The following is a 12,118-nucleotide window of genomic DNA, read 5'->3' as shown; positions in this document are numbered from 1 at the left end:
TTCTGAATTTAGCTAAATTAAAACAGTAAATTAAACAAAACATTCTATTTTTTACTGTACTTTTAGAACACATTATAGTGCCAGATTTTTTAAGGAATTTTCCCAAATGAATAATAACAAACTTAATGAAATTAACCATTATTTATCGGATCCAATCAACTTTGATTTTTTAAAAGCATTAAATGCAGACCAAGCATTAGATCTAAGAGATGAACCTGAGTTTGATAATCAATGGATGAATAGCTTTAATACCTTAAACAAAAAAAGTTTTAAAAAGGACGAAATCGAACTTATTAATATATTAAGAGAAAAAGCATTCAAACTGTCTTTTCAACTAATTAATCATTTTGAAATTGCGTCTCAAATATCTGACGATATAGAACTAATAGCGAAAAGTTTTCTTGCTCAAGAATATAATAACTGGGCAATTACGCACTTATGGTCGGCTTATAAAAACAAAGAATTTCCAGTATAAATAGCCCAACGCGTAACAAAACAAACAAAAACAAAAACAAAACGATAATAGGCATATTTTTATGGGCAAGAAACAATTAATTATTGATGAACAAAAATACCCAATTGCATGGCGATTTAACGCTAAAGATTGCTTGCTATCGCTTGATGAAAAGAGAAAAATTACTTACCTTCATTTAGGAGAATCAGCTTAGAAGAATTCAATCACTTTTGGGACGTAACATTTCCATTTAACCACTTAACCCCAATGCCCCATCCTTTTGTTCTGTTATAGAAAAAACGAATTTAGACTTTAATGCCCCAAAAAACTCGTTATTTTTTAACAACAAATTCACCGATACCACATTAATTTTTTCGGCAAACAAGCAAGCGCCATTGTTCCAGCGAATATTTTTATAAGATTCTAGAAAGACTTTTTCTACCCTAGTGATGAAACAAGCATTCTTTTAATAACAATAAAAATAAAATCATTTTTTCTTATGAAGACACCTCTTTTTATGCAGAGATCTTAAATGGATAAAAGGCCGAAAAAGGTTGAATTACGGCAAATAGCACCTTACCTGTTGGTGGCATATTCTGGGGCTGAGTAAGTATGGCGTTAGGTTTGTTGGGTAAAAATCGGTGATTTTTATAAAAAACAAAAAATAAAAACTTCAATAAAATCAATGGCTTTTCTGACTTGTTTTTAAGTGCAAAAATGCCCCATTTTTCACGCTCTTTCGTGTTTATAATTTTATTCAAAATTATTTAATAACATAATGATTTTATTTGTATTAATTCAATAAAGTTTGCGTGTGCTTTAATCTATTTAATCAAATCGTGTTTAATTATTAGGAATCTTCTTGAATAAGTCTTTAAAATTTGATAGTTTACAGGAAAGATTTTTAACATTAAAAACACTAAAAAGAAGGTAATTGTTATGACTATTAAAGTAGGTATTAATGGTTTCGGCCGTATCGGTCGTATTGTTTTCCGCGCTGCTCAAAAACGTTCAGACATCGAAATCGTTGCTATCAATGACTTATTAGATGTTGAATATATGGCTTACATGCTTAAATATGATTCAACTCATGGTCGTTTTGATGGTACTGTTGAAGTTAAAGACGGTAAATTAGTGGTTAACGGTAAAACAATCCGTGTTACTGCAGAACGTGATCCTGCAAACTTAAAATGGGACGAAGTGGGTGTTGATGTTGTTGCTGAAGCAACTGGTTTATTCTTAACTGACGAAACTGCTCGCAAACATATCCAAGCTGGTGCCAAGAAAGTTGTTTTAACTGGTCCTTCAAAAGACAACACGCCAATGTTCGTTATTGGTGTTAATGATAAAGAATATGCTGGTCAAGATATCGTTTCTAATGCGTCATGTACGACTAACTGTTTAGCGCCTTTAGCTAAAGTTATTAATGATAACTTTGGTATTGTTGAAGCATTAATGACAACCGTTCATGCAACAACTGCAACTCAAAAAACAGTTGATGGTCCATCTCATAAAGATTGGCGTGGTGGTCGTGGTGCGGCTCAAAACATCATCCCTTCATCAACTGGTGCGGCTAAAGCGGTAGGTAAAGTTATTCCTGAGTTAAACGGTAAATTAACAGGTATGGCTTTCCGCGTTCCAACACCAGACGTTTCTGTTGTTGACTTAACTGCTCGTTTAGAAAAACCAGCTAAATACGAAGATATCTGTAAAGCAATCAAAGCGGCTGCTGAAGGCCCAATGAAAGGCGTGCTTGGCTATACTGAAGATGACGTTGTGTCTACCGATTTCTTAGGTGAAGTTTGTACATCTGTATTTGATGCTAAAGCAGGTATCCAATTAAGCGATAACTTCGTTAAATTAGTATCTTGGTATGATAATGAAGTTGGTTATTCAAACAAAGTATTAGATTTAATTGCTGTTGTTTCCAAATAATTAGCATTTAACTTGGTTAAAAAGCGACTTTTGGGTCGCTTTTTTTATGCTAAATTTTGAGTAATTTTAGGTTTATTTGGCATAAAAAACGCCCACCTTTTAAGGTGAGCGTTTTGCTAGTATGGAAATAAATTAGTTAGATAAACTAAATAACAACAACTTCAGCTGCTGCTGGTCCACGAGGGCTATCTTGGATCGCACATTCAACTTGTTGCCCTTCAGCTAAGGTTTTAAAGCCATCACCTGAAATAGCAGAAAAATGAACGAATACATCTTTGCTTCCATCCGCAGGAGTTATAAAACCAAAACCCTTACTTTCGTTAAACCATTTTACTTGGCCTGTTTTTTTATTCATTTACTAGACATCCTAACAATAATTAATAATTAGCCTTTTAGGCTCGTATGGGCTTTAACTCTGTATTAATTATGTAACTCAAAACCATGATAAAGCTATCAAAATTACATTATTAAAGTTAATTGATTTCATAATTTCAACGTTGTTGTTTACCCAGTGCTATTACCGCATAAATTATAATCAAAAGCAAGATGTTAATAATAATTTTTTTTCTTAGAACATGGTTTTTTCTTAAATTTTTAGATAATTACTTAGAAATTGATAAAAGACAAATTATTGCATGATTCAAGCGCTGAAATTACTTCAAAAGTTGGCGTATTATAAAATAAAAAGCCATAAAATATTATTTTATGGCTTTGGATTAACAGTGACTTTTTTGTTATTCAATTTTATTTGTTTTTTGCTCGTTCAAATGACTCAAGTATTTCTTTACGAGCGGCATCGGCATTGTCCCAACCGTCAACTTTTACCCATTTACCTTTTTCTAACGCTTTGTATTGCTCAAAAAAGTGTTTAATTTGTGATTTAAGTAGTTCAGGTAAATCATCAACATCTTTAATGTGATCATATTCTTTTGACAGTTTAGTATGAGGTACAGCAACAAGTTTTGCATCTTGGCCTGCTTCGTCTGTCATTTTTAATACACCAACAGGGCGACAACGAATCACTGAGCCTGGTTGTAATGGATATGGCGTTGGGACTAAGACATCAACAGGATCACCATCTAATGATAATGTATTATTGATATAACCATAGTTGCATGGGTAAAACATTGCTGTTGCCATAAAACGGTCAACAAATACAGCACCAGTATCTTTATCGACTTCATATTTTATTGGATCAGCATTAGCCGGAATTTCAATCACAACGTAAATATCATCAGGTAATTCTTTACCAGCAGGTACATTTAAAAGTCCCATTTTTGTATCCTCTATCTAAGTTAGTATAGTGTTTGTTAATAACAGTAAGCGCACATTATAAAGATTATTCTGTATCGCTCAATTCTTTTAAATATTTAAAAATTTGCCTTGCCGTTTTGGTAGGTTTATTGGCTTCTTGCTCTTTTTTGGCTAAACGCGCTAAGGTGCGTAGTTGCTGGCGATTGGCTGTTGGATATATGCTCATGATAGTTTCCGCATCGCCTGTCGCAATCAGGTCATCTCGTAGTTTTTCGAGTTTATGAAATAAAGAAATTTGTTGATTGTGACGATTTTTGAGCTTATCAAGGGCTTGGCTAATGGGATCGATATCTCGGCTACGTAGTAGCTTGCCAATGTATTGGATTTGTCTGCGATACCCTTCTTTTTTTATTTTTTGAGCAAGCTCAATAGCATAAATAAGATCTTCATCGAGAGGAATTTTTTCCAGTTCGTTTTTGCTTAAATTAACAAGCTCAACACCTAATTTTTTTAGCGCTTCCGCATCACGTTTGATTTCGCTTTTACTAACGTAAATGATTTCATCGTCTTGGCTGTCAATAGCAAAGTTGGGTTCTAAATTTGTCTCTTGATTATGATTCATGTTATTTCTTTTGTTAACTAATATTCAATTCTAGCTTATTATAACGTATCACTAGCAGAATTGTAGAAAATAATAAAATGAGTATTGAACAAATTAAAAAAGAAGCGATAAACCAAAAAGAAAATTTATCAGCTATTGTCGCTAATGCTATTAAGCAAGCAAAGTCACGAGTGGATGCCGTTGAAGTATCGATTAATCAATCAACGGGTATTAGTGTTAGCACCCGAATGGGGGATACCGAAAATGTTGAATTTAATAGTGATGGGGCTTTATCCATTACTGTTTATCAAAACCAACGTAAAGGCAGTGCATCAACCAATGATTTATCCCCTTCGGCGATTTTACAAACGGTGGATATGGCGATTAATATTATGCAATATACATCGCCCGATTCTTGTTCTGGTTTGGGCGATGTGAGCCAAATGGCATTTAATCCTCCTGATTTGGATTTATTTTATCCAAGTGATTTAAATGTCGATAATGCCATTGAACAGGCAAAGCAAGCTGAATTAACAGCGCTCAATCATTCAAAACTAATTAACACTGATGGCGGTTATTTTAGTAGCCGTTATGGTATTTATGTTTATGGTAATAGTTTAGGAATGCTACAAGGTTATTGTGCAAGTTCACATTCGCTTTCATGTTCAGTTATTGCCGAACAAGCAGGGCAAATGGAAAGCAATTATGCTTATACCTCGTCACGTGATTTTAGTGAATTAAAATCAGCAAATTGGGTGGGTACGCAAGCAGCTGACAGAGCAATATCGCATTTAGGTGCTAAGCAAATCGCAACCATGCAAGCCCCAGTACTGTTTAGTGCTGAAGTTGCTGTTGGGCTTATTAGGCATTTAGTCAATGCCATCAGTGGTGGCGCAATCTATCGTAAATCCTCATTTTTATTAGACTGTGTTGGGCAGGCTATTTTTCCTGAATGGCTGACTATTTATGAAGATCCTTATATTTTAAAAGGTATTGGCTCTTCGCCTTTTGATAGTGAGGGCACAAAAACAGTTAAGCGTAATATTGTTGAGCAAGGAGTGTTGCAAACTTATTTATTAAGTAATTATTCAGCGCGTAAATTGGGTTTAACATCAACAGGTCATGCAGGTGGGATTCATAATTGGCTTATCTCGCCTAGCCAAACTCATGCTAGCTTTGATGATATGCTTAAAAAACTGGATAAAGGCGTTGTCGTTACTTCGTTAATGGGACAAGGTGTTAATAGTGTAACTGGCGATTATTCACGCGGAGCCACTGGATTTTGGGTTGAAAATGGGCAAATCCAATATCCTGTTAGCGAAATTACTATTGCCGGCAATCTTAAAGATATGTATAAAAACATTGTGGCAATAGGTAATGATGTCGAAACGAGAACTAATATTCAATGTGGTTCGATTTTGATTGATAATATGAGCATAGCTGGAAAATAAGGATTAGTATGGGTCGTTTTTTTAACAATGCTTTTTTTCAAAAATTAGCTTTGTGGATGCCAGGGTTAAGTAGCCTATTACAGTATAAGCGAGAATATCTTAATTTTGACATTAAGGCGGGTTTATCGGTCGCGGCAGTTTCGTTACCAGTGTCAATTGCTTATGCTGAATTGACAGGTGTTGGTGCTATAGCAGGACTATATTCGACCATTTTGCCTTTAATTGTCTATGCACTTTTTGGATCTTCGAAACAACTGATTGTCGGACCTGATACGGCAACATGTGCTGTCGTTGCGGCTGTTGTGTTGCCGTTAGCAGCTAATGATCCCATATTACGTTGGCAATTAGTCATTATATTAACAATAATGATTGGTATTTGGTGTATTATCGCAGGAAAGCTACATCTTGGCGCTTTGGCTGACTTGCTTAGCCAGCCTATTTTAATTGGTTTGCTTAATGGTATTTCAATCACCATTATGGTTGATCAGTTAGCAAAAACACTTGGTTTTAGTTATGATTATTCTTATCTGATTGAGCGAATCGTTTATTTACCTTTTAAAATATCGCAAATCCATATAGCCACTGCACTAGTTTCATTTTTTACTTTGTTTATTTTAATTGCTTTAAAGCGATTAAAACCGTTATACCCAGCGCCACTATTAGCCGTCATTGTGATGACATTTTTTTCATGGTTATTTAATTTTGAGTATTTTAATATTCGTATTATTGGTAATGTTAGTGGAGATTTTATTCCTGCCAAATCATGGCTTGATTTTGATAAAGGGTTGATGCGTGATTTAGTTGTTCCCTCACTGAATATTGCTATCATTTGTTTTGTTAGTATGATGATAACCGTGCGCAGTTTCGCATCCAAAAATAACTATGAAACCAACGCCGATATCGAATTTAAAGCGCTAGGTGTGGCTAATATTGTAGCGGGGTTATCACAAGGTTTTGTTGTTAGTGGTACCTCATCAAGAACAGCTGTTAATGATGCCAATGGTGGTAAAACTCAGCTAGTTTCAATTATTGCTGCAATATTAATTGGTATTGTCGTGTTGTTTTTTCTTTCGCCTTTACAATATATTCCCACTTGTGTATTAGGCATAATTTTGATTTATTCATCCATTTCATTAATTAATTTTCACACAATCCTCCGCTTTTTTAAATTTGATCGAGATGCGTTTTATTTAAGTTTAACAACACTGATTTCAGTTCTTGTGATAGGTATTATTCCCGGTATGGCACTGTCGGTGTTACTTGGGATATTTTTATTTTTGCGCCGTGTATTTAGGCCGAAAGATCAATTATTAGGTGTTGATGCAAGTGGTCGAATTCATTCAATAAACCAAGGTGTTAAATCAATCAATAATACTCTGATTTATCGATTTAACTCTCCACTAACTTATTTTAATATTGCCTATTTTAAACGGAGAATTATTAGTTATATTGATGAGGCAAAAGAGCCAATAAACTATGTGATTGTTGATGCAATTCCTTGTTTTACTTATAAAGACGTGAGTGTGTTGTCAGGAATCGATGAATTAGTAAGATCCTTAAAAGTAAGAAACACCATGTTAATCTTATCAGGTCGGCGTAAAACACTCAAAAATTGGTTTAAACAAATGAACATTAAGCTTGATAACGATCATATTGATTTTGCTTATGATCTTTATTTTGCTGTGAGATTAGTGCAAAGTAAAAAGCATATGGATAATAAAATTGATGATGAATATGAAAAGTTATCGTAATCAATGATAAGAACCTAGCAATTTTTTATTATCTAAGATCCCTTTATTTCAATGTATAAAACAATATTAATATAGACAAATCACTACAAATTTAAGTAGAATATCAGATCTTTCAAATAAAGCATTTTAGTAAACAATTTAGAGGTGAAAATGGCACGTGTAACTGTTCAAGATGCAGTAGAAAAAATTGGTAATCGCTTTGATCTCGTTATTGTAGCAGCAAGACGCGCTCGTCAATTACAAGTTGAAAATAAATCTCCACTGGTTCTGGAAGAAAACGACAAAGAAACGGTTGTTGCTTTACGCGAAATTGAAGAAGGCCTTGTTAATAAACAAATTCTCGATATTGCTGATTTCCAAGCGCGTCAAGATGAAGAAGCAGAAGCACGTGCAACACTTCATGAGTCGATTCTTCTCGAAAACACACCATCATACGAATAAGCTTTACAGGAATTGCTTATGCAATATTTTGATAGCTTAAAAGAGGTTGTAGCATCTTATCTTCCTGCTAAAAAAGTGGAATTGATACAAGATGCTTATCTTTTTGCTAAAAATGCACATGAAGGGCAATTCCGATGTAGTGGTGAGCCTTACATCACCCACCCTGTTGCAGTTGCAACAAATTTAGCTGAGATGCGGCTTGATTATGAAACAATTATTGCCGCACTTTTACACGACACTATCGAAGATACTCCGGTTACCTTTCAAGATATTACGAATAAATTTGGTAAACATGTTGCTATTTTAGTTGAAGGTGTTTCTAAACTTGATAAATTAAAATTCCGTAATAGACAAGAGGCACAAGCTGAAAATTTTCGGAAAATGGTGCTTGCCATGACCGAAGATGTGCGTGTTATTTTAATTAAACTAGCTGACCGTACCCATAACATGCGCACACTCTGTGCCTTAAGATCTGACAAGCGCCGTCGCATTGCCAAAGAAACTCTCGAAATTTATGCCCCTTTAGCTCATCGTTTGGGCATTAATCATATTAAAACAGAGCTTGAGATTTTGGGCTTTACCGCAATGCATCCAAATCGTGCCAAAGTGATTGAAAAAGTAATTAAAACCGCGCGAAATACACGAAAAGAGCTTATCCAACAAATTTTGTCTGAAATACGTAATCGATTATTAGATGCTCATATTGACGCCGAAGTTACTGGTATCGAAAAAAACATTTATGCGATTTATCAAAAGATGAAATTGCGTGAGCAGCAGTTTCATTCCATTATGGATATTTATACGTTTAGAATTGTAGTAAAGGACGTTGATGCTTGTTATCGCGCTCTTGGGTTAGTGCATAATCTTTATAAGCCACGGCTTAATCGTTTTAAAGACTATATAGCGATCCCCAAAGCGAATGGTTATCAGTCATTACATTCATCGTTAATTGGACCTCATGGAACACCTGTTGAAGTACAAATCCGCACTGAAGATATGGATCAAATGGCTGAAATGGGTGTTGCTGCTCATTGGGCATATAACGAAACCGATGAAATGAACAATACTACCACGCAAATTAAAGCTCAGCGCTGGATGCAAAGTTTATTAGAATTACAACAAAGTGTGGGTAACTCTTTCGAATTTATCGAAAATGTAAAGTCTGATTTGTTTCCTAAAGAAATTTACGTTTTTACCCCTAAAGGGCGTATTGTTCAGCTACCTGAAGGCGCAACAGCAGTTGATCTTGCCTATGCAGTCCATTCTGATATTGGTTATCAGTGCATTGGTGCAATTGTTGATCGTAAACCTTATCCTCTATCGCAACCATTAAGTAGTGGTCAAACTGTTGAAATTATTACTTCATCGGAAGGGCGACCTAATGCTAATTGGTTAAGTTTTGTAGTTAGTGCTAAAGCAAAATCTCGAATTCGTCATGCGCTTAGGACACTTAAACGTGAAGATGCAATTAAATTGGGACGACGTTTACTCGATCTTTCGTTAGTTAAATCTGGCGGTATTAGTGAGTTATCATCAAATCAAAAAGCTCGTGCAGCTGAGTTAGCTAAATTGCCAACTTTTGATGATGTTTTGTCCGAAATTGGGCTAGGCAATATTATGAGCCATTTTATAGCTAAAGGATTAGAACATAAATCGCTATTACAAAATAAAACAGAACCCAATAAAACACTAGTTATCACGGGTAGTGAAGGCGTTTTGGTTACGTTTTCTAAATGTTGTCATCCTATTCCAAACGACCCTATCGTGGGACATGTCAGCCCAGAAAAGGGACTGATAGTGCATCACGAATCTTGTCGAAATATTTCAGACTATCAAAATAATCCAGGAAAATATATTCCACTTAAATGGGCGCCAGATATTTTTCAACGCTTTGTTGTTGAAATTTGGGTTGATATTTTAAATGTTCAAGGCGCTTTAGCGAATCTCCTTTCAATTATTAATGATGAAAATACCCACTTGCAGTGGTTAAATACCGAAGAAAAAGACAGACAAATTTATACCATCATTTTGCAAATAGAAGTAAAAAACACTCAGCAACTTAGTGAATTAATGCGGAAAATATCGCTACAGTCCGATGTAGTGAGCGTGACAAGAAATATAAATTAGTCATTATGATAAATCGATTTTTTGATCATTTGCCGTTGATAAAATTAACGGGGATTGGTGCAAGTTTAGAAAAAAAATTTAATACATTAGGTATTTATACCGTCAAAGATCTGTTATTGCATTTCCCTTTACGTTACGAAGATCGTACGTCGTCTTGTTCCATTGGCGATGCGGTTATTGGTGAGTTCACTACAATAGAAGGCTCTATAATCAAAAGTGAAGTTGCCTTTAAGCGTCGACAAATGTTAATTTGCTATATTCAAGATGATTCGGGCGTTGCCGTATTACGATTTATGCATTTTACACCCAGCATGAAAGCTTCTTTGATTAAAGGAAAATGGGTGAGTGCGTATGGCGAGATAAAACGTGGCAAAAATCATATTGAAATTATCCACCCACAATTTAAATTTAAAGCCAATGGAAACGAGTCATCAGTCACGTTAGATGATGCTCAAGAAAAATATACACCCATTTATTCAACGACCTATGGACTATCTCAAGCATTGATTCGACGGTCAATTATGGCTGCGCTTTTGTTGTTAAAAAATAATCCACCTAATGAAATTTTACCACCAGAGCTAGCATGCCTCTTTTTACCAGTATTGGATTCTTTAAATATTGTACATAATCCGCCTATTGATACTCAAATTGAACAATTAATGTTGGGTGAGCACTCAGCCATTAAACGATTTATTTTTGAAGAATTAATTGCTTATCATTTAAGTATGTTGATGCTAAAAAAGCATAATCAAAAACAGCAAGCGCATTTGTTTTCTCCAAATCAATGCTTGATTAAACCATTTTTATCATCATTGCCTTTTAAACCAACTTGTGCTCAGCAACGTGTTGTGCAAGAGATTTATCAAGATATGACAAAACCGGTACCTATGATGCGATTAATTCAGGGGGATGTTGGTTCAGGCAAAACATTAGTTGCTGCATTAGCTGCATTAAATGCCATTGAAAATGGTTGTCAGGTAGTATTAATGGCGCCGACAGAAATATTAGCAGAGCAACATTATAACAATTTTAGTACTTGGTTTGCACCGTTGGGGATTAATGTTGATCTGTTGTCGGGGAGATTAACGGCTAAAAATAAACGACAGTGTTATGAGCGTATTCGAAATGGTGACAGCACGTTATTAATTGGTACTCATGCGGTGTTTGTTGATAAAGTGGAGTTTAACTCGTTAGGATTAGTCATTATTGATGAACAGCATCGCTTTGGTGTAAACCAGCGTCTAAGCCTGTGGGAAAAAGGTATTAAAGATAATTTCTTTCCACATCAATTAATTATGACCGCAACACCTATTCCTCGAACACTAGCAATGACCGTCTATGCTGATTTAGATGTTTCAGTTATTGATGAATTACCACCAGGGCGAACACCAATTACTACGGTAGTAATACCAAATACTCGTCGAGATGAAATTATTGAACGGGTAAACCAAGCTTGTTTAGCAAATCGTCAAGTTTATTGGGTGTGTACTTTAGTCGAAGAGTCCGAAACACTTGATGCGCAAGCGGCCGAAATGCTGGTTACCGAATTACAAGCCCGTTTACCCCATTTAAGTATTGCGTTAGTACATGGCAAAATGAAATCGGATTTAAAACAATCCGTCATGCAAGCTTTTAAAGCTGGGAACATCCAATTACTTGTTGCAACAACAGTTATTGAGGTTGGTGTTGATGTGCCTAATGCGAGCTTAATGATCATTGAAAATGCTGAGCGATTGGGTTTAGCTCAATTGCATCAATTACGTGGACGAGTTGGGCGAGGATCAGCCGTATCGCATTGTGTATTGATGTATCAAGCCCCCCTAAGTAAAGTTGCTCAAGCACGCATGAAGGTGATGCGTGAAAGTAATGATGGTTTTGTTATTGCACAAAAAGATCTTGAACTTCGTGGTAGTGGCGAAATCTTAGGTACCCGGCAAATGGGTATCGCTAATTTTAAGGTTGTTGATTTGGTTCGTGATCAACATTTGATTAGCCAAGTGCAACAAGCCTCTTATGACATTCAAAAACACTACCCGCAAAGTGCTACTCAACTAATTGATTGCTGGTTGCCAGATCGTGAAAGATACATTAATGTTTAATTAAT

The 12,118-nt window shown here is 35.3% G+C and carries 11 protein-coding genes; 8 read left to right on the top strand and 3 right to left on the bottom strand.

Annotated features, from left to right (window positions below; translation table 11 throughout):
• Positions 1-106: 106 nt before the first annotated feature.
• From A9G42_RS09630 to gapA, 3 genes are all read left to right on the top strand, one after another.
• Complete coding sequence (locus A9G42_RS09630) at positions 107-475, top strand: hypothetical protein (RefSeq protein ID WP_065642277.1); 369 nt, start codon at positions 107-109, stop codon at positions 473-475.
• A 61-nt stretch (positions 476-536) separates the two neighbouring features.
• Entirely contained in the window at positions 537-668 is a 132-nt protein-coding gene (locus tag A9G42_RS14350) for a hypothetical protein (protein ID WP_255309202.1), read from the top strand.
• 725 nt (positions 669-1,393) lie between these two features.
• Positions 1,394-2,389, top strand: coding sequence for a glyceraldehyde-3-phosphate dehydrogenase (gene gapA / locus A9G42_RS09620; RefSeq protein WP_065567930.1), 996 nt, complete (start codon positions 1,394-1,396; stop codon positions 2,387-2,389).
• 145 nt (positions 2,390-2,534) lie between these two features.
• Here the strand turns inward: gapA and cspE are convergent, their stop codons facing one another.
• From cspE to yjgA, 3 genes are all read right to left on the bottom strand, one after another.
• Positions 2,535-2,744: a transcription antiterminator/RNA stability regulator CspE gene (gene cspE / locus A9G42_RS09615; protein WP_065653299.1), complete on the bottom strand. Its 210-nt coding sequence runs from the start codon at positions 2,742-2,744 to the stop codon at positions 2,535-2,537.
• Between the two features lie 389 nt (positions 2,745-3,133).
• Positions 3,134-3,664 (bottom strand): inorganic diphosphatase, encoded by a 531-nt coding sequence (ppa, locus tag A9G42_RS09610; RefSeq protein WP_065567931.1) that lies wholly within the window; start codon positions 3,662-3,664, stop codon positions 3,134-3,136.
• Between the two features lie 64 nt (positions 3,665-3,728).
• Complete coding sequence (gene yjgA, locus A9G42_RS09605) at positions 3,729-4,265, bottom strand: ribosome biogenesis factor YjgA (protein WP_065653298.1); 537 nt, start codon at positions 4,263-4,265, stop codon at positions 3,729-3,731.
• A gap of 77 nt (positions 4,266-4,342) precedes the next feature.
• Between yjgA and pmbA the strand changes: the two genes are divergently transcribed.
• The 5 genes from pmbA (at position 4,343) to recG (ending at position 12,113) form a co-directional block, all read left to right on the top strand.
• Entirely contained in the window at positions 4,343-5,695 is a 1,353-nt protein-coding gene (gene pmbA, locus A9G42_RS09600) for a metalloprotease PmbA (RefSeq protein ID WP_065653297.1), read from the top strand.
• A gap of 8 nt (positions 5,696-5,703) precedes the next feature.
• Positions 5,704-7,446, top strand: a complete 1,743-nt coding sequence (locus tag A9G42_RS09595; protein ID WP_143426144.1) for a SulP family inorganic anion transporter — start codon at positions 5,704-5,706, stop codon at positions 7,444-7,446.
• Between the two features lie 150 nt (positions 7,447-7,596).
• Complete coding sequence (gene rpoZ, locus A9G42_RS09590; RefSeq protein WP_065653296.1) at positions 7,597-7,887, top strand: DNA-directed RNA polymerase subunit omega; 291 nt, start codon at positions 7,597-7,599, stop codon at positions 7,885-7,887.
• An 18-nt stretch (positions 7,888-7,905) separates the two neighbouring features.
• Positions 7,906-10,014, top strand: a complete 2,109-nt coding sequence (gene spoT, locus A9G42_RS09585; protein WP_065581439.1) for a bifunctional GTP diphosphokinase/guanosine-3',5'-bis pyrophosphate 3'-pyrophosphohydrolase — start codon at positions 7,906-7,908, stop codon at positions 10,012-10,014.
• A 5-nt stretch (positions 10,015-10,019) separates the two neighbouring features.
• Positions 10,020-12,113 (top strand): ATP-dependent DNA helicase RecG, encoded by a 2,094-nt coding sequence (gene recG, locus A9G42_RS09580; protein ID WP_065653295.1) that lies wholly within the window; start codon positions 10,020-10,022, stop codon positions 12,111-12,113.
• Positions 12,114-12,118: the final 5 nt, after the last annotated feature.

It is taken from the genome of Gilliamella sp. Nev6-6, from assembly GCF_001690605.1.
GTDB classification, from domain to species: Bacteria; Pseudomonadota; Gammaproteobacteria; order Enterobacterales; family Orbaceae; genus Gilliamella; species Gilliamella apicola_C.
The sequence above is the reverse complement of the archived record's forward strand: the minus strand, read 5'-3'. Positions and strand labels throughout refer to the sequence as shown.

Bases quoted from the DNA above. Each gene is read 5' to 3' on its own strand.
- A9G42_RS09595 (WP_143426144.1), top strand. From the start codon at position 5,704: ATGGGTCGTTTTTTTAACAATGCTTTTTTTCAAAAATTAGCTTTGTGG.
- rpoZ (WP_065653296.1), top strand. From the start codon at position 7,597: ATGGCACGTGTAACTGTTCAAGATGCAGTAGAAAAAATTGGTAATCGC.
- ppa (WP_065567931.1), bottom strand. From the start codon at position 3,664: ATGGGACTTTTAAATGTACCTGCTGGTAAAGAATTACCTGATGATATT.
- yjgA (WP_065653298.1), bottom strand. From the start codon at position 4,265: ATGAATCATAATCAAGAGACAAATTTAGAACCCAACTTTGCTATTGAC.
- pmbA (WP_065653297.1), top strand. From the start codon at position 4,343: ATGAGTATTGAACAAATTAAAAAAGAAGCGATAAACCAAAAAGAAAAT.
- recG (WP_065653295.1), top strand. From the start codon at position 10,020: ATGATAAATCGATTTTTTGATCATTTGCCGTTGATAAAATTAACGGGG.
- cspE (WP_065653299.1), bottom strand. From the start codon at position 2,744: ATGAATAAAAAAACAGGCCAAGTAAAATGGTTTAACGAAAGTAAGGGT.
- spoT (WP_065581439.1), top strand. From the start codon at position 7,906: ATGCAATATTTTGATAGCTTAAAAGAGGTTGTAGCATCTTATCTTCCT.
- A9G42_RS09630 (WP_065642277.1), top strand. From the start codon at position 107: ATGAATAATAACAAACTTAATGAAATTAACCATTATTTATCGGATCCA.
- A9G42_RS14350 (WP_255309202.1), top strand. From the start codon at position 537: ATGGGCAAGAAACAATTAATTATTGATGAACAAAAATACCCAATTGCA.
- gapA (WP_065567930.1), top strand. From the start codon at position 1,394: ATGACTATTAAAGTAGGTATTAATGGTTTCGGCCGTATCGGTCGTATT.